At 68.7% G+C, this 19,447-nt stretch carries 17 protein-coding genes and 1 pseudogene; 9 read left to right on the top strand and 9 right to left on the bottom strand.

The window, feature by feature from the left end; all coding sequences use genetic code 11:
• Positions 1-645, top strand: a pseudogene (mutL, locus tag GRF61_RS18235) (DNA mismatch repair protein MutL); the annotation flags it as partial.
• 207 nt (positions 646-852) lie between these two features.
• Here the strand turns inward: mutL and GRF61_RS18230 are convergent.
• On the bottom strand, positions 853-1,515 hold the full coding sequence (locus GRF61_RS18230; RefSeq protein WP_169152048.1) for a DUF4124 domain-containing protein: 663 nt from the start codon (positions 1,513-1,515) through the stop codon (positions 853-855).
• A 129-nt stretch (positions 1,516-1,644) separates the two neighbouring features.
• Between GRF61_RS18230 and GRF61_RS18225 the strand changes: the two genes are divergently transcribed.
• Positions 1,645-3,303 carry an isovaleryl-CoA dehydrogenase gene (locus tag GRF61_RS18225; RefSeq protein WP_211166065.1) on the top strand — a complete coding sequence of 553 codons (1,659 nt, stop codon included), beginning with the start codon at positions 1,645-1,647 and terminating at the stop codon, positions 3,301-3,303.
• Positions 3,304-3,552: 249 nt separating this feature from the next.
• Positions 3,553-4,335, top strand: a complete 783-nt coding sequence (cysQ, locus tag GRF61_RS18220; RefSeq protein ID WP_169152047.1) for a 3'(2'),5'-bisphosphate nucleotidase CysQ — start codon at positions 3,553-3,555, stop codon at positions 4,333-4,335.
• A gap of 207 nt (positions 4,336-4,542) precedes the next feature.
• On the opposite strand, the gene GRF61_RS18215 is transcribed toward cysQ, so the two are convergent.
• Positions 4,543-4,680 (bottom strand): entericidin A/B family lipoprotein, encoded by a 138-nt coding sequence (locus tag GRF61_RS18215; RefSeq protein WP_133593682.1) that lies wholly within the window; start codon positions 4,678-4,680, stop codon positions 4,543-4,545.
• Between the two features lie 164 nt (positions 4,681-4,844).
• Between GRF61_RS18215 and GRF61_RS18210 the strand changes: the two genes are divergently transcribed.
• Positions 4,845-6,302, top strand: a complete 1,458-nt coding sequence (locus GRF61_RS18210; RefSeq protein ID WP_169152046.1) for a CHASE3 domain-containing protein — start codon at positions 4,845-4,847, stop codon at positions 6,300-6,302.
• Between the two features lie 235 nt (positions 6,303-6,537).
• Here the strand turns inward: GRF61_RS18210 and GRF61_RS18205 are convergent, their stop codons facing one another.
• The 5 genes from GRF61_RS18205 to GRF61_RS18185 form a co-directional block, all read right to left on the bottom strand.
• Positions 6,538-6,948, bottom strand: coding sequence for a response regulator (locus tag GRF61_RS18205; RefSeq protein ID WP_169152045.1), 411 nt, complete (start codon positions 6,946-6,948; stop codon positions 6,538-6,540).
• Entirely contained in the window at positions 6,945-7,580 is a 636-nt protein-coding gene (locus GRF61_RS18200) for a response regulator transcription factor (RefSeq protein ID WP_133593688.1), read from the bottom strand. Before GRF61_RS18200 ends, GRF61_RS18205 begins: the two co-directional genes overlap by 4 nt.
• 104 nt (positions 7,581-7,684) lie before the next feature.
• The gene (locus tag GRF61_RS18195) at positions 7,685-7,852 is read right to left on the bottom strand and encodes a DUF1328 domain-containing protein (protein WP_133593689.1); all 168 of its coding nucleotides are present in this window, start codon (positions 7,850-7,852) and stop codon (positions 7,685-7,687) included.
• 88 nt (positions 7,853-7,940) lie between these two features.
• Positions 7,941-8,909 (bottom strand): metallophosphoesterase, encoded by a 969-nt coding sequence (locus tag GRF61_RS18190; protein ID WP_211166064.1) that lies wholly within the window; start codon positions 8,907-8,909, stop codon positions 7,941-7,943.
• A complete protein-coding gene (locus tag GRF61_RS18185) occupies positions 8,906-9,952 on the bottom strand; it encodes a diacylglycerol kinase family protein (RefSeq protein WP_169152044.1) in 1,047 nt (348 codons plus the stop codon). The genes GRF61_RS18190 and GRF61_RS18185 overlap by 4 nt, the downstream gene beginning before the upstream one ends.
• 450 nt (positions 9,953-10,402) lie before the next feature.
• On the opposite strand from GRF61_RS18185, the gene GRF61_RS18180 reads away from it, so the two are divergent.
• The 5 genes from GRF61_RS18180 to GRF61_RS18160 all read left to right on the top strand — a co-directional run bounded on the left by GRF61_RS18180 (position 10,403) and on the right by GRF61_RS18160 (position 17,445).
• Positions 10,403-10,867 (top strand): BON domain-containing protein, encoded by a 465-nt coding sequence (locus GRF61_RS18180; protein WP_169152043.1) that lies wholly within the window; start codon positions 10,403-10,405, stop codon positions 10,865-10,867.
• 581 nt (positions 10,868-11,448) lie between these two features.
• Complete coding sequence (locus GRF61_RS18175) at positions 11,449-14,310, top strand: ribonucleoside-diphosphate reductase subunit alpha (protein WP_169152042.1); 2,862 nt, start codon at positions 11,449-11,451, stop codon at positions 14,308-14,310.
• A complete protein-coding gene (locus tag GRF61_RS18170) occupies positions 14,310-15,488 on the top strand; it encodes a ribonucleotide-diphosphate reductase subunit beta (protein WP_169152041.1) in 1,179 nt (392 codons plus the stop codon). Before GRF61_RS18175 ends, GRF61_RS18170 begins: the two co-directional genes overlap by 1 nt.
• Before the next feature lie 300 nt (positions 15,489-15,788).
• Positions 15,789-16,601 carry a uridine kinase gene (locus tag GRF61_RS18165; RefSeq protein ID WP_169152040.1) on the top strand — a complete coding sequence of 271 codons (813 nt, stop codon included), beginning with the start codon at positions 15,789-15,791 and terminating at the stop codon, positions 16,599-16,601.
• A gap of 10 nt (positions 16,602-16,611) precedes the next feature.
• A complete protein-coding gene (locus tag GRF61_RS18160) occupies positions 16,612-17,445 on the top strand; it encodes a molybdenum storage protein subunit alpha (protein ID WP_169152039.1) in 834 nt (277 codons plus the stop codon).
• Positions 17,446-17,565: 120 nt separating this feature from the next.
• Here GRF61_RS18160 and yghU read toward each other — a convergent pair whose 3' ends face one another.
• Positions 17,566-18,438, bottom strand: coding sequence for a glutathione-dependent disulfide-bond oxidoreductase (yghU, locus tag GRF61_RS18155; RefSeq protein ID WP_169152038.1), 873 nt, complete (start codon positions 18,436-18,438; stop codon positions 17,566-17,568).
• A gap of 335 nt (positions 18,439-18,773) precedes the next feature.
• The gene (locus tag GRF61_RS18150) at positions 18,774-19,253 is read right to left on the bottom strand and encodes a carboxymuconolactone decarboxylase family protein (RefSeq protein WP_169152037.1); all 480 of its coding nucleotides are present in this window, start codon (positions 19,251-19,253) and stop codon (positions 18,774-18,776) included.
• Positions 19,254-19,447: the final 194 nt, after the last annotated feature.

The raw sequence follows: 19,447 nt of genomic DNA, 5'->3' as shown, positions 1-19,447 counted from the left end.
AGCGTGGCCACCGCCGAGCCGCGCAGCTGGGCGCCGCCCCCGCCGCTGCCGCGCAGCGAAGCCGCCCCGCCGCTGGGCTATGCCATCGCCCAACTGCATGGCATCTACGTGCTGGCGCAGAACGAGGCCGGCCTGGTGCTGGTGGACATGCACGCCGCCCACGAGCGCATCCTCTACGAACGCCTGAAGACGGTGCTGGACGGCACGCCGTCCATCCAGCGTCTGCTGATTCCGGCGGTGTTCTCGGTCGGTCCCAAGGACATGGCGGCCGCCGAGGAATGCGCCGAGGTATTGCTGCGCATGGGCTTCGAAGTCGCCCCCGCCGGGCCGCAGGAACTGGCGGTGCGCACCGTGCCGGCGCTGCTCGCCTCCGCCCCGGTGGCTGAGCTGATGCGCAAGCTGCTGGAGGAACTGCGCGAATTTCCAGCCACCGAGGTCGCCACCGCCCGGCGCAACGAGCTGCTCGCCACCATGGCCTGCCACGGCGCGGTGCGCGCCAACCGCCAACTCACCCTGCCGGAGATGAACGCCCTGCTGCGCGACATGGAAGCCACCGAGCGCGCCGACCAGTGCAACCACGGCCGCCCCACCTGGACGCAGCTGACCATGAATGATCTGGACCGCTTCTTCATGCGCGGGCAGTAAGAAAAAGCGAGAAAAAGCGGGGGCCAGAAAGAACCGGGAGCCGCCCGGCAGCACACCAGGCGCGGACCCGCAAGCGGCTCGCGCACCCCATCCTCCCCGCCGGGAACACCAAGCCCGCCGCTCCGGAAACCGAACCGCCGGCGGAACGGCCGGCCAGCGCTTGAACGACTCAGCCCCGCCCGGGCCAGGCCAACCGGCCCGCCGACGTCAACGCTCGCCCGGCGCCACCTCCGGCCCCCGCAGCGATGCCGGGCCACGCGGGGTGGGCGGCGTCGATGCGGACGGCGGCGTTGCCGGCCGGGGTGCGGTCGCCGGCGTACGCGGTTCGGCCGGCACCGCCGCCGGTGAGCGGGACGGCCGCTCGCTGCGACTCGGCTGCGAGGGACGTTCCGGGCGCTCAGGGCGATCCGGCCTGTCCGGCCGCGGCGGCCGCACCGGCGGGTGCGGGGCCGGGGGATAGGCCCAGGGCGGACGCTGCGGCACCACGATCACCCGCCGCCCCAGCGGCCGGCCATCGTCATCGCAATCCTCGCGGTAGCGCGCCTCGCAGTCTGCCTTGGCCTGCGCCCGCGCCGCCTCGCGCTCCTCGCCGGCCTGTCGCTGGCGGCGCTCATCGTCCAGCTGCTCCTCCAGTTCGCGCAGGCGCTGGTCGGTGCGGCGCGCCTCCAGTTGCTCCGGCGTCGGCTTGGGCGGCGCCGGCACCACCGACACCCGGCCGCCTATGGGCTGCGCGTTCACGCCGGGCGGCGGCGTGGAGCCGTAGCTCACCCGGCCGTCGCGCTCGGTCCAGCGGTAGACCTGCGTCTCCTGCGCCGCCGCGCTGCTCAGCAGCAGGGGCGCCAGACAGGCGATCAGCCAGCGTAAGTCCATAAGCCTCGTCTCATCATTCCTGTTCATCGCCGGTAGACCGGCTGCGGCGGGAAAGATGCCTGCCGCCGTCCATACTGGAGCAAGCGGGGAAAGCCCGCCCTTCCCTGCTCAACGCCCCGGGAGGCTCACATGATGACCCGCGCCACCGATCTCGAAGCCACCGAAGGCGTATTCAACCAGGCGCCGCCACTGCAGGGCCACAACCGCTACCTCGGCCACGCCGCCCTGCGCGATGCGCTGGCGCGGGAATGCGGCCCGGCGGCGGCCGCGGCGATGGAACCGGCGCTCGCCCGCCTCGGCGAGGAGCTCGCCGGCATCGACTGGATCACCCGCGGCGAGCTCGCCAACCGCCATCCGCCCGAGCTGCGCCTCTACGACGCCCAGGGTCGGCGGCTGGACCGCTTCGACTTCCACCCCGCCTGGCACGACTGCCTGGACTGGCTGAAGCGCAACCATGTCGCCGGCGCCGCCTGGGCGGACGGACAACCCGGCGCGCAGGTGAAGCGCGCCGCCCTGTTCCAGCTCTTCGCCGAAGTCGAATGCGGCAGCCTGTGCCCGGCCACCATGACCCACGCCGCGCTGCCGCTGCTGATGCGCGAACCCGCGCTGGCCGAGCCCTGGCTGCGCCTCGCGCTGGCGCCGGCCTACGATCCGCGCTTCATCCCCGCCGCCGGCAAGCGCGGCCTGCTCATCGGCATGGGCCTCACCGAGCGCCAGGGCGGCTCGGACGTGCGCGCCAACATCAGCCGCGCCGACGCGGCCGGCGATGGCTGGTATCGCATCACCGGCCACAAGTGGTTCTTCTCGGTCGCCATGAGCGACGCCTTTCTCGTCACCGCCCAGGGCGCGAGCGGCCTGGGCTGCTACTTCATGCCGCGCTTCCTGCCGGATGGCCGCCTCAACGCCCTCCACCTGGTGCGCGCCAAGGACAAGCTGGGCGACCGCTCCAACGCCAGCGCCGAAGTGCGCTTCGACGGCGCCCTCGCCCTGCCGCTGGGCGAGGAAGGCCGCGGCATCGCCACCATCATCGAAATGGCCAGCTACACCCGGCTGGACTGCGCCAACGGCTCCGCCGGCATCATGCGCGCCGCCCTCGCCCACGCCCTGCACCACGCTCGCCACCGCCAGGCCTTCGGCAAGCCGCTGATCGCCCAGCCGCTGATGGCGCAGGTACTGGCCGACATGGCGGTTGAGGTCGAGGGCCATGTCGCGCTGTGCCTGCGGGTGGCCGCCACGCTGGACCGCCAGCACGACAATCCCGCCGAAGCCACGCTCAAGCGCCTGCTCACGCCGGTGGCCAAGTACTGGGTGTGCAAGCGCGCGCCAGCGCTGGTAGCCGAGGCAATGGAAGTGCTGGGCGGCAACGGCTACGTGGAAGAAAGCCCGATGCCGCGGCTGTTCCGCCAGGCGCCGCTCAACGCCATCTGGGAAGGTGCGAGCAACATCATGTGCCTGGACGTGCTGCGCGCCCTGGCCCGCGACAAGGGCGCCGGCGAGGCGCTGGCTGCCGAACTGGCCACCGCCCGCGGCCGCCACCCCGCCTACGACCGCCACCTCGACCGCCTCGGCAAGCTGCTGGCCGCGCCGCAGGAGGCGGACGCACGCCGCCTCGCCGAAGCCATCGCGCTGGCGGTGTCCGCCGCCCGCCTGCTGCAGGACAACGGGATTGCCGGTGAGGCTTTCTGCCTGGGCCGGCTGCAGCAGGGCGCCGGCGGCAACGCCTACGGCGGCGGCCCGGCGCTGGCGGCGGCCGCACTGCTGCAGCGCGCACGGCCGGACCTGCCTTGAACCCCGCGGGGAAAAGCGCCTGTGGAGAAATCCAGTAATAAACAAAACAATCCACCGTTTTCCCCAGCCAAGGTGCACAGCCCGTGGGAGAAGCTGTGGACAAACTGCGCAAGCGCTTGAAAGAAAAGGACGGAGGCTCTGTGCCTCAAAAAGCGGCAAGCGCTGGCGGCGCTGGCAGTCGCAAACCGGGGGCTGACGGCAGCGCCACCCCGCGCCTATGATCCGCCGCACCCCCAGCACGAGACGCCCGTGAAAGACGACTACCCCGAGCTGCTGCCCCAGGTCGAAGCCCTCGCCCGGCGCGCCGGCGCGGCCATCCTCGAACTGTATGCACGACAGGAAAACGGCGCGGCGCCGGCAGTGGCCTACAAGACGGACGCCTCGCCCGTCACCGCCGCCGATCACGCGGCGGAAGCGCTGATCCTGCACGGGCTGGCGCGGCTCACCCCGGAGATTCCAGTGATTTCGGAGGAAGCCGCCTGCGCCGGCCGGCTGCCGGAGCCGGGCGCGCGCTTCTGGCTGGAGGATCCCCTGGACGGCACCAAGGAGTTCATCCAGCGCAACGGTGAATTCACGGTGAACATCGGCCTCATCGAAGCCGGCCAGCCGGTGCTGGGCGTGGTGCTGGCACCGGCGCTCGACCGCCTATACGCCGGCGCGGTAGGCCTGGGCGCCCGTCTGGCAGCAGCCGGGCAAATACGCCCCCTCCGCTGCCGGGCAGTGCCGGCGGAAGGCTGCACCGTGGTCTCCAGCCGCTCCCACGGCGATGACGGCGCCCTCACCGCCTTCCTCGCCGGCCGCCGGGTGGCGCACTCCATCAGCGCCGGCTCCTCGCTGAAGCTCTGCTTGCTCGCCAGCGGCGAGGCGGATCTTTATCCCCGCCTGGGCCGCACCATGGAATGGGACATCGCTGCCGGTCATGCGGTATTACGCGCTGCCGGCGGCCATGTGCGCACCTTGCAAGGCAGCGAGCTCGGCTATGGCAAACCCGGGCTGGACAATCCCCACTTCGTCGCCAGCGGGCTGGACTGAGGCCGCAACCTGCCGGCTCGCGGCGGAAAAACGGCGACCCCGGGAACGCGGAATGCTCGTCACCGCGCCGCATGGCATCCGGCCGGGGTTTTCCCCAGCCGCCGTGCACAGCTACCGGGAAAAACTGTGGAAAACAGGGGCAAGCACTTGAAACATAAGAACCGCCGCCCACTGCCTCAAAACGCGGCAGCGGGCGGCCTCGGCCGCTCAAGAGCCGCGCTGCACTTCCTTGGCCTTGTTCTGGATGGCTTCGCCGCCACGTTCGATGTCCTTGCCGGCGCCGGCCACGGTGTTGCAGCCGCTGATTACGAAGGCAGCTGCGATGAGGGCGATGATCGCTTTCATTGTCTGTCTCCCGGATACAGGTTGCGCGCCGCCCCCGCGGCTGCGGGATCGCAAGGCGGTGCGGCGCGGCGCCTATCCTACTCCTTCGGCCGCTTGCTAGACTGCCCCGCAGCCGCAGGCTTTCCCGGCCACGCCCTCCCGCGACGCGACTCAAGGACAAGCGCATGACCCGGCCCTCTCCCACTACCGCTTCGGGCTCCAGAACGCCGCTCGACCCCCTGGCCGAACCCGCCACCGCCGCCGGCCCGGCGCTCTCCTCCTCGCTGCCGCTGCCCCGTCCGCTGGGACGTCTTCGCGCCTGGCCACACCTGATGCTGGCGGGCGGCTGCGCACTCATCATCTCCCTGCTCATCACCAGCTTCTGGCAATCCTCGCTGGGGCTGGAGGCAGTGTCCTCGGTGCAGGCGCAGAGCGAGCGCAACGGCCGGCTGGACCGCCTGCAGCTGCGCCTGGTGGACGCCGAGACCGGCGTGCGCGGCTACCTGCTCACCGGCGAGCCCATCTACCTCGAACCCTATGAAGCCGCCATCACCGGGCTGGACCAGAAGCTCACCCTCATCAGCCAGGACTTCGCCGACCTGCCCGCGTCGGCCCCGGCCATCGCGGAGTTGCAGGAACTGGTGGCCGACAAGCTGCGGGTGATGGCCGAAGCGGTGGCGCAGCGGACCATGGCCGAGCAGCCCACGGGCGACATCGTCGGCAAGCAGCTGATGGACCAGATCCGCAACGCCCTGGACGGGCTGCGCCAGCAACTGGGCAGCGCCAGCCAGCGCTCCATCGACCAGTCGGTGCTGCGCTTCCACCAGACCCGCTTCGCCGTCATCGCCCTCGCCACCGGCGCGCTGGTGCTGCTGCTGATGCTGTTCAACACCATCCTGCGCCAGTTGCAGTTGCGCGAGGAAATCGGCCGTCTGCTGCTGACCGAGAACGAACGCCTGGATGCGCTGGTGCAAGCCCGCACCGCCGAGCTCAGCAACCTGGCGAGCTACCTCACCAACAGCCGCGAAATGGAGAAGGCCAGGCTGGCGCGCGAACTGCACGACGAGCTCGGCGCCCTGCTCACCGCCGCCAAGATGGACGCCGGCGCCATCGCCCGCAAACTGCCGCCGGAAGCGCTGGCGCCACTGAAGCCCAACCTGGACCGCCTGCGCGACACCCTCTCCAGCGGCATCGCCCTCAAGCGCCGCATCATCGACGATCTGCGCCCGCCCCTGCTGCAGGATCTCGGCCTGGTCGCCGCGCTGCGCGCGCTGGGCGACGACTTCGCCCTCGGCCATGAACAGAAGGTGGTGATGAAGCTGCCGGAGGAAGACGGCGCGGAGACGCCGGAGCTCAGCGGCGAACGCGCGCTGGCGCTGTTCCGCATCGCCCAGGAGGCGCTCACCAACATCCGCAAGTATGCCCAGGCGCAGCGGGTGGAACTGGAGCTGGGCTTCACCGCCGGCCATGCGGAACTGCGGGTGGCGGACGACGGCGTGGGCTTCGATCCCAAGCGCAGCACGGTCGGCCACCACGGCCTCGCCGGCATGCGTCACCGGGTACAGATGTTCTCCGGCAGCTTCGTGCTGGACAGCAGCCCCGGCAAAGGCACCCGCATCGTAGTCCGCATTCCGCTGGCCTGATCGCAATGGGGTGGCCCGAGCCGGCCGAAAATACCGCCGCTCCCCCACTCATGCGCGCGTGCGCCGCGGCCTTCCTTGTTGTCCTCTCCCACCGCTTCTTCGCAAAGGGAAAGAAGCACCGTTCCCCCGACGATCCGGGTCAAGCCTGATCAGCGCCTGAAGCCAGGGCGCTACGCCGCCCCGGCAGCGTACGGAGGGGATGGCCGGAAAGCGCAACCCCGGGGCGGAGGGGCCTTCAGCCTTCCTGGGCGCGGGCGACGAAATCCAGCAACTCGTCCATCTGCATGGATTTGTCGAAGAAGGCCTCGGCGCCGAGCGCCGCGCAGTGCTCCCGCACGGTGGAATGGGCGTAGTTGGATAGCACCACCGCCCGCGGCGCGCCGAAGCGGGCAGGCTCGGCGTGCAAGGCGCGGAGCACGCCGATGCCGCTGCCGGCGTGCAGCTCCAGGTCCACGATGACCAGCGCCGGCTGGCGCTCCGCCAGCAGGTCCAGCGCGCCGCGCTCGTCCTCGGCGCGGCCCACCAACTCCACGCCCATTTCCTCCAGCATGCCGGAGAGGATCTGGCCGAGCAGGGGCGAGTCCTCCACCAGCGCCACACGCAGCGCCGGCAGCACGTCGGGCGTAGGGGCAGCGGTGGCGTTCATTCGACGATCAGGCCGTTGCGCACGGCGTAGGTGGCGAGTTCCGCGTTGCTGGCGACGCCTATCTTCTCCAGCAGCCGGGAACGATAGGTGGAAATGGTCTTGACGCTGAGCTTGAGCGCATCCGCGATGTCGGAGACCGACTCGCCCTGCGCCAAGCGCAGGAAGACCTGCAACTCGCGCTCGGAAAGGCTCTCGTGCGGCAGCCCGCTGCCGCCGCCGGTGAGTTCGTCCGCCAGCAGTTCGGCGGTGCGCGGGCTCAGGTAGCGCCGGCCCTGCGCCACCGCGCGTATGGCTGCCACCAGGTCACCGCGCTCGCAGTCCTTGCACAGGTAGCCGTCGGCGCCGTTGCGTATCATCGCCAGCGCATAGCGGTCTTCCGGGAAGCCGCTCAGCATCAGCACCCGGGTGTCGGGGTAGCGCTGGCGCACCCGGCGCAGCACATCCACGCCGCTCTGCCCGGGCAGGGAGAGGTCGAGCAGCAACACCCGGCAGGGAGACTCGCGCAAATGTTCCAAGGCCGCTTCTCCCGAAGCGGCCTCGAAGGCGATGCGGATGTCGATTTCATCCGCCAGCATCTCCCGGAATCCGGCGCGTACGATCTGGTGGTCGTCCACGATGGCGATGTCGAGCATTTGAGTTTTCCTTGTCTCTCTGATCGGAATCCGGCTTGTGCCCCAGGCGCGGGCCCGCAAGCCGGATTCTATGCCGGAGCTGTGCGGTCGGCAGCGCCGCGGCGCTAGCCCTTGCCGCGCATCAGGTTGATGACGAAGCTGACCACCGCCATCACCAGGAAGACGAAGAACAGCAGCTTGGCGATCTCGGCCGCGCCGGCGGCGATGCCACCGAAACCGAAGACGGCCGCGATCAGCGCAATGACGAAGAAGACTACGGCGTAGTGCAGCATGACGGGTTCCTCCTGAGTTGGGGCGGGAGGCACGGCAGCGGAAGTGCCGGGCGTGCGATTGAACTTTACGCGCCGCCCCGGCACCGCCTCATCGGTCGCGTCCTAATGTGCTGTCGGACGATTCCGACGCCGTTCCGCCCTGCTCCGGCAACAAGGCAATACCCGCGGCGCGGTCCATCAGCGCAGCAGCATTGCCGCCGGTGATCGGATCGCTGGCCGGCTGCGGCACTTGCTGCCCGGACTCCAGCCGCTGCCACTCCCCGTCCGCTGAGCGACCATAGCTGCGGCTGCCGACACAGGCGAAATCGCGGTCGGAGATCAGATCCCAGCGCTCTATGACCATGCGTGCCCGTGCCGCATCCAGGGCCACCAGGTTGAAGGAATTGGGCGCGCCGGCCCGCAGCCGGTGGGAAAGGCAGGTGCCGGCCAGCGCCACCACCGGGGCCCGCGGCAAGCCGGGAAAGCGCTCGCCCGCCAGCGCCACATAGGGGTCGTGGATGTGGCCGCCCAGCACCAGGTCCACTCCGCCCTCGGCCAGCGCGCGGGCAATCGCCGGCCCGGGTTGGACGAGGTTCTCCTCATCCACGTCCTTGCGGCAATCGAGTGGATGGTGGAATGCGACCACGCGCAGGCCGGGAGAATTCACCTCCGCCAGCCGGGCGCTCAGTTCCGCCGGCTTCAGGGCGCCGTTCTTGTGCCGCCAGCGGGAGGTGGAATCGAAGCACAGCAACTCCACCCCGCCCACGCACCAGGGCGGCGGCTCCGGGGTGAAGAAGGCGCTGTCGAAACGCGCCCGCGGCTTGAACAGGCGCTGCGCAAGGTTCCACAGCGGAATGTCGTGATTGCCTGGCACCACCCGCAGCGGCAACGGCGCCAGGCGGCGCACGAAGTCCGCTGCGGCGGCGAATTCCCCGGCGGTGGCGCGCTGGGTGATGTCGCCGGAGATCACTACCAGATCCGGCGCCAGCGCCTCGGCCGCGCGCAGCAGCGCCGCCACCGCGGGCGGGCGCTCTGTGCCGAAATGCGGGTCCGACAGATGCAGCAGACGCACGCTCACCCGACCACATCCTCCTTCATCACCAAGCCGCCCGGGGCGGCGGCTGTCTCCGGCGCTACGGTCGCGTCCTCCTCGGCCGCTTCCGCAGCCGGCGGCGGCGACATCAATTGCAGCGCGTCGTCCCAGGCGCGGAACTCCAGCGGCGTCTCCAGCCGCAGCAGCTCGCCATCCAGTGCCACCCGCACCCGGCCGCGGCGGCGGCGGATCAGCAAACGGTGGGCGCAGAAACTCTCCAGGCTCTGTTCCTGGGAAAGCATGCGCAGCAAACCGTTCAAGGTCAGTTTCAGCATGCCCCACCAGCCCACCGGCCGCAGCACCACCACCGCCAGCCGGCCATCGCCCATGCAGCGCGCCACGTCCAGCGATACGTCCTTGAGCTGCAGCGCGTTGTTGCCGACGAAGACCATGGGCGTGCGCACCCGCTGGCTCACGCCGGCGATTTCCAGTTCCACGTCCATCACCGGATGGCCGCGCAGCATACTGATGACGGTGGAAGCGATGACCACAGCCCGGTTGCGGCCGAAGCGGGAAGTGCTGCGCTCGCGCTCGGCAATCGCTTTGGCGTAAAGGCCGAAGCTGGCGTTCACGAGAAAGACATGGCCGTTCACCTGGCCGAGGTTCACCGCCTGCGGCTGGCCGTGGAGAGCCACCTCCAGCGCACCCTCCATATCCTCTGGAATGCGGTAGTTGCGGGCGAAGAAGTTGAAGGTGCCTATGGGCACCACCGCCATCGGTACCTTGCTGCCGGCCAGCACCTGGGCAACAGTGCGCACCGTGCCGTCGCCACCGGCGGCGATCACCACGCCGCCGTCGGCCTGCGCGGCCCGCCGCGCCCGCTCCGCCACCTGCGCCAGCCCGGCCGGGCTGTCGGGCACGTGCACCACCAGTTCGCGGCCCAGTTCGCGGCATCGCTCGGCGGCCAGTTCCTCCAGCCGCGGCCCCTCGCCGGAGCCCGAGGCCCGGTTGGCGATGAGGTGCAGGGGCCGCGCCACCTGGCCGGGCCGGGTTGAGGCTTGCGCCTGGGCAGAAGTGATTTCGGGCATGGACGATCTCCTCGCGCGGCGGCGCTTGCGCTCCCGCCGCGACCAGTCGAAGGGGGTTGCGGCCCGGCGAGGGGTGGGGCAATCACGAAGCAGCGCGCGCAACCCACACCGCAGCCCGGAAGTCTCCGCTACCGCCGGCTTCATCCGGGACCCTCACAGCCAATTCCCGCAAGCCTCGCACAGGAGAATGTGGTCTTGGTGTTTGACCGCGCGGAGGCCCGACATGCATGCCAGCCGCACGTAAACATGCTGCCAGTGTCCCGGCCGCTTGCAGCCACTTGTAACAACCGGTAGCACACCGGCGGCCGACTTCTCCTTTTCCTACAAGGACTTTGGCAGCCTGCCTACAGTCCGCCCCGGCCAGCTTCCCTAGAGTGACGACAAGCGTGTCGGCCTGAGCCCGGGCCACACCTGACCGCGTCAAACGCTTCGACCAGAAGGAGACCTATGATGAAGAAGCCGACCACCAAGTCCCTGCTCACCGCCGCCATTCTGGCCGCCTCCACCACCCTGCTCGTCGCCTGCGGCGAGCCGGAACCGCCCACGCCGGGCCAGCGCCTGGACAGCGCCATCGACGCCACCAAGGAACAGGCGGCGCAGATCGAACGCAAGATGGACAAGGCCGGTGCCGAAGCCGAGCGCAAGAGCGAGCAGGCCGGCGCCCAGATAGAAGAGAAGGCCGACGCCATCGCCCAGGCCGCCGAGGACAGCACTATCACCGCCGAGGTGAAGGCCAAGATCGTCCAGGCGGAAAACCTCAAGACCCTGGACATCTCGGTCGAGACCGACAAGGGGGTGGTGGTACTCACCGGCCAGGCGCCCAGCGAAGTCGCGGTGGCCAACGCCAGCGCCATCGCCCGCTCGGTGGAAGGTGTAAAAGATGTGGATAACCGGTTGGTAATTGCCTCCCGCTAAGTACCCGAATCCCCCCGAAATCCCCTGAAAGCCGCGCCGCCCCTGGAAACGGGGGCGGCGTTTTTTATCCACAACCGAAGCGCGCCACTGAACAACATATAGTGGATCAACAAGACTGGAACACTACAGGTTGTATCCTGAGCCTTGACAGCTCCCACCCTGGACCATTAACTTTCACGCCTCGTCGCACCGGTTCGGCTCTGTCCGGACCCGGGGGAAGCCGGCACTGCAGCTAGCGCGCACGCCCTGCCCCCGCCCAGCAATCACCGAGTCCATCGTCCCCCTTCGCCGGGAGCATGTTCCCGAGGAAGTGAGCGGCGAGCCCAGGACCCGGGCGCCAGGGAAACCGGCCGCGACGCAGTTCCTTTCACACTGGACCGGAGCGGGGCTTTTCCTGGTGAGGTTTATGGACAAATACCGTGTTCGCCCACCGCTTCAACGCCATCGGCAGAGCCTTGCGTGCTCTGCCTTTTGTTTTTTCAAAGCTGCCGGCCCATGCCGGCGGCGTGGTTTCTGAGCCGCAAGACCGCGGCCAGGACCAGAACGTAACCTCCGACAACTCGCCCAAGGACCCGACAACCATGGACCGACTCCCGATCGACCCCGCACTCGCCGCCTTCCAGGTCATTCGCCGCAATGGCGCGGTGGTGAGTTTCGACCCGAGCAAGATTGCCGTGGCGATGACCAAGGCCTTCCTCGCGGTGGAAGGTCGCCAGGGAGCTGCCTCCGCCCGCATCCGCGACATCGTCGGCAAGCTCAGCGAAACCGTGGTGCTGGCCCTCACCCGCCGCATGCCGGACGGCGGCATGCTGCACATCGAAGACATCCAGGACCAGGTCGAGCTCGCGCTGATGCGCTCCGGCGAACACGACGTCGCCCGCGCCTACGTGCTCTACCGCGAGCGCCGCTCCGCCGAGCGCGCCGCCGAGAAGATGGCCCACGCCGGCGACGCCGGCAGCGAGGCGGCGATGCATGTGGTGGATGGCGACATCCGCCGCCCGCTGGACGTGGCCGCCCTGCGCGCGGTATGCCAGGAAGCCTGCGCCGGGCTGGACGACGTTTCCGCCGAGACGGTGCTGGAACACGCCATGCACAACCTGTACGACGGCGTGCCCATCGCCGCCGTGCGTCAATCCCTGGTGCTGGCCGCCCGCACCCTGATCGAGCGCGAGCCCAACTACGGCTTCGTCGCCGCCCGCCTGCTGCTGTCCGCGGTGCGCGTCGAAGTGCTGGGCCGCGAAACCTCCCAGGCGGAAATGTCCGACCCGCTGCTGGGCTATGCCGACTACTTCCCCAAGGCCATCCGCCGCGGCATCAAGGCCGAGCTGCTGGACCCGCGCCTGGGCGAGTACGACATCGCCCGCCTGGCCGCCGCCCTCAAGCCGGAGCGCGACCACCAGTTCGAATACCTCGGCCTGCAGACCCTGTACGACCGCTACTTCCTGCACGTGGACGAAGTGCGCATCGAGCTGCCGCAGACCTTCTTCATGCGCGTGGCCATGGGCCTGGCGATCAACGAGATCGACCGCGAAACCCGCGCCATCGAGTTCTACAACCTGCTCTCGTCCTTCGACTTCATGAGCAGCACGCCGACCCTGTTCAACAGCGGCACCCGCCACTCCCAGCTGTCGTCCTGCTACCTCACCACCGTCGCCGACGACCTCGAAGGCATCTACCAGTCCATCAAGGAAAACGCCCTGCTGCAGAAGTTCGCCGGCGGCCTGGGCAACGACTGGACCCCGGTGCGCGCGCTGGGCAGCCGCATCAAGGGCACCAACGGCAAGAGCCAGGGCGTCATCCCCTTCCTCAAGGTGGTGAACGACACCGCCGTCGCGGTGAACCAGGGCGGCAAGCGCAAGGGCGCCGTCTGCGCCTACCTGGAAACCTGGCACCTGGACATCGAGGAGTTCCTCGAGCTGCGCAAGAACACCGGTGACGAGCGCCGCCGCACCCACGACATGAACACCGCCAACTGGATTCCCGACCTGTTCATGAAGCGGGTCATGGAGAACCTGGACTGGACGCTGTTCTCCCCGGTGGATACGCCGGACCTGCACGACCGCTTCGGCAAGGACTTCGAAGCCGCCTACGTCGCCTACGAAGACAAGGCCACCCGTGGCGAACTCAAGCTGTTCAAGCGCATCCCGGCCCTCCAGCTGTGGCGCAAGATGCTCACCATGCTGTTCGAAACCGGCCACCCCTGGATCACCTTCAAGGACGCCTGCAACCTGCGCTCGCCGCAGCAGCACATGGGCGTGGTCCACAGCTCCAACCTGTGCACCGAAATCACCCTGAACACCTCGGAAGACGAAACCGCGGTGTGCAACCTCGGCTCGGTGAACATCCCCGCCCACCTGGTGCGCGATGCCGAAGGCAAGTGGAACCTGGACGCCGACAAGCTGCGCCGCACCGTGCGCACCGCCATGCGCATGCTCGACAACGTCATCGACATCAACTACTACGCCACGCCCAAGGCGCGCGCCGCCAACGTCCGCCATCGCCCGGTGGGCATGGGCATCATGGGCTTCTCCGACGCCCTGCACGTGATGGGCCTGGCTTACGCCTCCGACGACGCGGTGGAATTCGCCGACCGCTCCATGGAAGCGGTGTGCTACTACGCCTACTGGGCCTCCACCGAGCTGGCCGAAGAGCGTGGCCGCTACTCCTCCTTCCGCGGCAGCCTGTGGGACAAGGGCATCCTGCCGCTGGACAGCCTGAAGCTGCTGGCCGAAGGCCGCGGTAAATTGGCCGAAGGCGGCTCACTGGTCGAAGTCGACCGCTCCGCCACCCAGGACTGGGACGCCCTGCGCGCCCGCATCGCCCAGCACGGCATGCGCAACTCCAACTGCGTCGCCATCGCCCCCACCGCCACCATCTCCAACATCGTCGGCGTGTCCGCCTCCATCGAGCCGGACTACCAGAACCTCTATGTGAAGTCGAACCTCTCCGGCGAATTCACCGTGGTCAATGCCCACCTCGTGCGCGACCTCAAGGCCCTCGGCCTGTGGGACGAAGTCATGGTCGGCGACCTGAAGTACTTCGACGGCTCGCTCGGCCCCATCGACCGCATCCCGGCCGACATCAAGGCCCGCTACGCCACCGCCTTCGAAATCGAACCCAGCTGGCTGGTGGAGGCCGCCTCCCGCCGCCAGAAGTGGATAGACCAGGCCCAGTCGCTCAACCTCTACGTCGCCGGCGCCTCCGGCAAGAAGCTGGACGAGCTCTACCGCCTGGCCTGGCTGCGCGGCCTCAAGACCACCTACTACCTGCGCACCCTGGGTGCCACCGCGATGGAAAAAACCGGCGCCGGCAGCAGCAGCGAGAGCGCCCAGCCGGGCAAGAGCAACGGCGCCAGCAGCGCCGCCGCCTCGCCCGCCACCTACGGCAGCACCGCCCCCAAGGCGTGCTCCATCCTCGATCCTGAATGCGAGGCCTGCCAATAATGAGCGCCTTCAACTTCAATGACTGGGACAGCCCCGCGCCCCGCTCCACCCCGCAGCCCGGCGCTGCGGGCGCGGCGCCCGCCGGCGGCACCACCCTGGGCGGCCGCCCCGGCCTGGACGCCGCCGCCGCGCGCAACCCGGACATGATCTCCGCCGGCGCGCGGCCGGGCGCGCTTGCCCCGGTGCGCGCCTCCGACAAGCGCGTGGTGAACGGCCAGGGCGACATCAACCAGCTCGCCCCCTTCAAATACCCCTGGGCGTGGGAATTCTTCCTCAACGCCAACCGCAACCACTGGACGCCGCTGGAAATCTCCATGGCCCAGGATGTGCACGACTATCACCACAAGCTCACGCCGGCCGAGCGCCACGTGTTCGAGAACGTGCTCTCCTACCTCACCACCTCCGACATCCTCGCCATGCGCAACATCGGCCTGGCGGTGATGGAGAAGATGACGGCGCCCGAACTGCAGATCTACCAGGCCCGCCAGGTGTACGAAGAAGCCCTGCACACCTGGACCTACCAGCACTGCATCGAAACCATCGGCCTCGACCAGCAGGAAATCTACAACCGCTACCGCGTGGTGCCGGAAATCCACGGCAAGATTGCGTTCGCCAACAGCAAGCTGAACCGCGTCATGCAGTCGGACTTCGACCTCACCGACCGCGACAACCTGCACGAATTCGCCCTCTCCTACCTTTTCTTCGCCGGCATCTTCGAAGGCTGCTGGTTCTACAACGGCTTCTCCCCCATCTTCGCCCTGCAACGCCGCGGCCTGATGAAGGGCACCGCCGAACAGCTGCAATACATCATGCGCGACGAAGTGCTGCACTGCGCCTTCGGCATCCGCGTCGTTCGCACCCTGATCGCCGAAGAAGAACTGGAACTGGACCCGAAGGCCATCGGCCGCCTGTGGGAAGAAGCCGAAGCCTGCGAAAGCGCCTACGCCAACTTCCTGCTGAGCGAACCCATCCTCGGCTACTCCGCCAGCCAGCACATGGCCCAGTTCCGCTTCGTCGCCAACCGCCGCGCCCGCCAGCTGGGCCTGAGCGAGCCCTATCCCGGCGCCGAAAACGTGCTGCCGTGGCTGGACGAACAGGCCAACCTGCGCAAGGAGAAGAACTTCTTCGAAACCCGGGTGACGGAATACCAGACGGGTGGCGCGCTGAGTTGGGATTGAGGTGAATATCTGATTGAAAAAAGGCTCCAGTTCTGGAGCCTTTTTTCATGAATCAACTCCCGATGAACAAGATGGCAGCGAGCTCGAAGCCGCCCCCGCCCCGTTATTCCCGCCTGCGGTTGCATCTACAGAACGCTATTACCTAAGCTCGAGGCCATGACGCGGTCTCACTTGGCATAGCCGGCCTTGCCAGTCCATCGGTCCGCGGCAAACCCAGCGTCTTACCCCGCTGTACTCCAGGCGGCTCGCCCCCGGCGATACCGGCCGACCGGCGTGCAGCACAACGACGAAAGGAATTTCATGGCCCATACGACGGCGGAGCTGGAAGAGCTCCTCATGCAGCGGTCGCTGACCGATGCGCAGCTGCTGGCGGCGGCGGACGCGGCGGCGGATTTCCGCATCCTGCCGGATGCGACGGTGATCAAGATTGGCGGTCAGAGCGTGATCGACCGCGGCCGGGCGGCGGTTTATCCGCTGGTGGATGAGATCGTTGCCGCGCGCAAAGACCACAAGCTGCTGATCGGCACCGGCGCCGGCACCCGGGCGCGCCACCTGTACTCGATTGCCGCCGGGCTGGGCCTGCCGGCCGGCGTGTTGGCGCAGCTGGGCGCCTCGGTGGCGGACCAGAACGCGGCGATGCTGGGCCAGTTGCTGGCCAAGCACGGGATTTCGATGGTGGAAGGCGCCGGGCTGTCGGCGGTGCCGCTCTACCTCGCCGAGGTGAATGCGGTGATCTTCAGCGGCATGCCGCCTTACAAGCTGTGGATGCGGCCGGCGGCGGAGAGCGTGATCCCGCCCTACCGCACCGACGCCGGCTGCTTCCTGCTGGCGGAGCAGTTCGGCTGCAAGGCGATGATCTACGTGAAGGACGAGGACGGCCTCTACACCGCCAACCCGAAGACGTCGAAGCACGCCACGCTGATCCCGAAGATTTCGGTGGACGAGATGAAGGCCAAGGGGCTGCAGGATTCCATCCTGGAATTCCCGGTGCTGGACCTGATAAAGTCGGCCCAGCATGTGCGCGAGGTGCAGGTCGTGAATGGCCTGGTTCCCGGCAACCTGACCCGCGCGCTCGCTGGCGAGCACGTCGGCACCCTCATCACCGCGAGCTGAGACTACCGCCATGGCCGATACCACCAACACCATCAAGCATGTTGCCTCGCCGCTCGCGCGCCAGACGCTGCAGGACGGCTCCCTCACCCGCCCGGTCGCCGGCGTGCGCCCCATCCGGCTGCTGCCCTGGCTGCAGGTCGTGAAGATAGGCGGCCGCGCCATCATGGACCGCGGCGCCGAGGCCATCCTGCCCATCGTGGATGAGCTCCGCCAGCTGCTGCCGGAGCATCGCCTGCTGATCCTCACTGGTGCCGGCGTACGCGCCCGCCACCTGTACAGCGTGGGCCTGGACCTGGGACTGCCGGTCGGTTCGCTGGCGCCGCTGGCCGCCAGCGAGGCCGGCCAGAACGGCCACATCCTGGCCTCCATGCTGGCGCCGGAAGGGGTTTCCTATGTGGAGCACCCGACGCTGGCGAGCCAGCTGGCGATCCACCTGCAGGCCGCCCGCGCGGTGGTCGGCAGCGCTTTCCCGCCCTACCACCACCACGAGTTCCCCGGCTCGCGCATTCCGCCCCATCGCGCGGACACCGGCGCCTTCCTGCTGGCGGATGCGCTGGGCGCCGCCGGCCTGACCATCGTGGAAGACGTGGATGGCGTCTACACCGCCGACCCCAAGGGCCCGGACGGCGACAAGGCGCAGCTGCTGCGCGAGGCCAGCGCCGCCGAGCTGGCCAAAACCGAAGGCCCCCTGCCCTTCGACCGCGCGCTGCTGGACGTCATGGCCACCGCCCGCCACATCCAGCAGGTTCAGGTGGTGAACGGCCTGGTGCCGGGCCGCCTCACCGCCGCGCTGCGCGGCGAGCATGTGGGCAGCCTCATCCGCACCGGCGCGCGTTCCGCCTGAAGCGCCGCCATCCGCGCCGCCGCCTCGCCCGACCGGCAGGCGGCGGCGTCTTCTTTTGCGGCGGGAAGGGCGGCACCTGTCACCGACCGCCCCTGACACCCGCCCCCACGCCTTGGGCGCTCAGCCCTTGGGCGCCAGCTTGTCCTGCGTGCGCAGTTCGAAGTCGCTGGCGTCGTGCCGCTCATGGAGCTGGCCGGCGGGATCGCCCCAGGTACGGTTGACCATGCGGCCGCGTTTCACTGCCGGGCGCTCGGCGATTTCCCGCGCCCAGCGCAGCACGTTGGTGTAGCGCTGGGCGTCCAGGAACTCCGCCGCGCCATACACCTCGTTCAGCACCACCGCGCCGTACCAGGGCCAGATGGCGATGTCGGCGATGGTGTATTCGGCGCCGGCCACATAGCGCTGGCCGGCCAGGCGGCGGTCCAGCACGTCGAGCTGGCGCTTGGCTTCCATGGTGTAGCGGTTGATCGGGTACTCGTACTTCTCTGGCGCATAGACGTAAAAATGGCCGAAGCCGCCGCCGAGGATGGGCGCGCTGCCCATCTGCCAGAACAGCCAGGAGAGGCACTCGGTGCGCGCGGCGACTTCGGTCGGCAGGAAGGCGCCGAACTTTTCCGCCAGGTAGAGCAGGATGGAGCCGGATTCGAACACCCGGATCGGCGGGCTGGCGCTGTGGTCCAGCAGCGCCGGGATCTTGGAGTTGGGATTGAGCTCGACGAAGCCGCTGCCGAACTGGTCGCCCTGGTTGATGCGGATCAGCCAGGCGTCGTACTCGGCGCCGGCATGGCCTGCGGCCAGCAGTTCTTCCAGCAGGATGGTGACCTTGGCGCCGTTGGGCGTGCCCAGCGAATAGAGCTGCAGCGGGTGCTTGCCTACCGGCAGGTCCTTGTCGTGGGTGGGGCCGGCGATCGGCCGGTTGATGCTGGCGAACTCGCCACCGCTGGGGGTTTCCCATTGCCACACTTTCGGCGGCGTGTAGGGGGTGTCGGACATTTGTTCTGACCCTCTCGGAGTTGGGGAAATGGCCGCGGCGCGCGCGCCGGGCGAAGCCGGTGTTTAACAGGCCGGCTTCCTCAGGGCAACCGGGCGGGCTTGCGCCGGCGGCCCGCGGCGCGCTTCGGGGCCGCGTCGCGAAAGGTGTGACTGCGGGCAGGGTCGTGGGTTGCAAAAACGGCAGGGCTGGTTTTGGGCTGTCCCGCGATGGCGCCCGGCGTATCGCCGGAGCAAGCGCTTTTTGCGCAGGAGGGTGGCGGAGGAGGCCAGTTCCGCAGAGGACCGCGGTCTGCGCCCTCGGGCAGGCGCATCGCCTGCGCCTGCCCTTTCAGCCTTCAGTGGAGGCCCGCCTTGTCCAGCCCGAACGCAGCGTCCGCCGAGCCCGGCTCGGCGCGGAAGGCGACGCTCAGGCGGTTCCAGCCATTGATGGCGATGACCAGGAAGCTGAGGTCGGACAGCTCCTCTTCGCTCAACTGGGCGCGCACCCGCTCGTAGATCTCGTCCGGCACGCCGTGGGGCGGCAGCGTGGTCAGCGCCTCGGTCCATTCCAGCGCGGCACGCTCGCGGGCATTGAACAGGCCGGATTCGCGCCAGATGGCGATGTGGTGCAGGCGCAATTCGCGCTCGCCGTGGATCTTGGCCTCCTTCACATGCATGTCCAGGCAGAAGGCGCAGCCGTTGATCTGGGAGGCGCGGATGGTGACCAGGGACTCGAATTCCTGGATGACGGCCTTCTTCTTCAACGCAAGATTGAAGTCCATGTACTTCTTGGCGAATTCTGCGGAAACCTGGAAGTAGTTCATACGTTGGCTCATGGCACGCTCCGTTCAGTTGGAAAACCCGCCGCCTGGGCGATAGGCGCGGCAGCCGGCAGGTGTCGGAGAAGATGATGGCCCCGGCGACCAGGCCATCACAGGGCCAAATCCGGCGTTTTCCGCTAGGCCATGAAGCGCATGCCGGCGGCCTCGGTCAGCACCTCAGTCACCGCCCCCGCCGCCCCCATCTCCAC

It is taken from the genome of Azoarcus sp. TTM-91, from assembly GCF_012911025.1.
Taxonomy (GTDB): domain Bacteria; phylum Pseudomonadota; class Gammaproteobacteria; order Burkholderiales; family Rhodocyclaceae; genus Azoarcus.
Note: the sequence above shows the minus strand (reverse complement) of the source record. Positions and strands in the feature narration are given on the sequence as shown.

Bases quoted from the DNA above. Each gene is read 5' to 3' on its own strand.
- GRF61_RS18195 (WP_133593689.1), bottom strand. From the start codon at position 7,852: ATGCTGCACTACGCCGTAGTCTTCTTCGTCATTGCGCTGATCGCGGCC.
- GRF61_RS18215 (WP_133593682.1), bottom strand. From the start codon at position 4,680: ATGAAAGCGATCATCGCCCTCATCGCAGCTGCCTTCGTAATCAGCGGC.
- GRF61_RS18210 (WP_169152046.1), top strand. From the start codon at position 4,845: ATGACCCGGCCCTCTCCCACTACCGCTTCGGGCTCCAGAACGCCGCTC.
- yghU (WP_169152038.1), bottom strand. From the start codon at position 18,438: ATGTCCGACACCCCCTACACGCCGCCGAAAGTGTGGCAATGGGAAACC.
- GRF61_RS18175 (WP_169152042.1), top strand. From the start codon at position 11,449: ATGGACCGACTCCCGATCGACCCCGCACTCGCCGCCTTCCAGGTCATT.
- GRF61_RS18205 (WP_169152045.1), bottom strand. From the start codon at position 6,948: ATGAACGCCACCGCTGCCCCTACGCCCGACGTGCTGCCGGCGCTGCGT.
- GRF61_RS18230 (WP_169152048.1), bottom strand. From the start codon at position 1,515: ATGGACTTACGCTGGCTGATCGCCTGTCTGGCGCCCCTGCTGCTGAGC.
- GRF61_RS18185 (WP_169152044.1), bottom strand. From the start codon at position 9,952: ATGCCCGAAATCACTTCTGCCCAGGCGCAAGCCTCAACCCGGCCCGGC.
- GRF61_RS18200 (WP_133593688.1), bottom strand. From the start codon at position 7,580: ATGCTCGACATCGCCATCGTGGACGACCACCAGATCGTACGCGCCGGA.
- GRF61_RS18160 (WP_169152039.1), top strand. From the start codon at position 16,612: ATGGCCGATACCACCAACACCATCAAGCATGTTGCCTCGCCGCTCGCG.
- GRF61_RS18170 (WP_169152041.1), top strand. From the start codon at position 14,310: ATGAGCGCCTTCAACTTCAATGACTGGGACAGCCCCGCGCCCCGCTCC.
- GRF61_RS18150 (WP_169152037.1), bottom strand. From the start codon at position 19,253: ATGAGCCAACGTATGAACTACTTCCAGGTTTCCGCAGAATTCGCCAAG.
- GRF61_RS18180 (WP_169152043.1), top strand. From the start codon at position 10,403: ATGAAGAAGCCGACCACCAAGTCCCTGCTCACCGCCGCCATTCTGGCC.
- GRF61_RS18225 (WP_211166065.1), top strand. From the start codon at position 1,645: ATGATGACCCGCGCCACCGATCTCGAAGCCACCGAAGGCGTATTCAAC.
- GRF61_RS18165 (WP_169152040.1), top strand. From the start codon at position 15,789: ATGGCCCATACGACGGCGGAGCTGGAAGAGCTCCTCATGCAGCGGTCG.